This is a genomic window from Rosenbergiella gaditana (genome assembly GCF_018494065.1).
Lineage (GTDB): Bacteria > Pseudomonadota > Gammaproteobacteria > Enterobacterales > Enterobacteriaceae > Rosenbergiella > Rosenbergiella gaditana.
Window position 1 is genome coordinate 1 of the sequence record NZ_JABBFR010000068.1, and the last position, 371, is coordinate 371.

The 371-nt window shown below is 52.8% G+C and carries 1 pseudogene; it reads right to left on the reverse strand.

Going from position 1 to position 371, the window contains the following annotated elements:
• Window positions 1-371, reverse strand: a pseudogene (locus tag HH682_RS16220) (hemolysin); the annotation flags it as partial.

The window sequence follows — 371 nt, forward strand, 5'->3', positions numbered from 1 at the left end:
GTCTGCATCCGTTGCTGCTCTTTTTCCTTATCGAATATCGGGCTAAGCGTCTGGTTGGCATGTTCAACATCGCGGCTAAGGTCATCGACATTCTGCTGCTGCTTGGCGGTGTCGTTAATCACTATTGTGCCATCACTGACCGCGGCATGGGTGGTTGAGCTGTCGCTTTTTTCCTTATTGCCCGCAACGGCCAATCCATTAGCAAGATTACCGATAAAGTTCGCCAGGCCGCCGCCAGTGCTTGCTCCTACGCTCTGGTGTTCTACCTTATAGGCCGCTTGATTATCGATATCACTAAAGCCTAGGGTGCCGGTCTCTAAGCGGTTATGGTCGGCACTGGCGGTCGAGCCAATCACCGCACCATTAAGCTG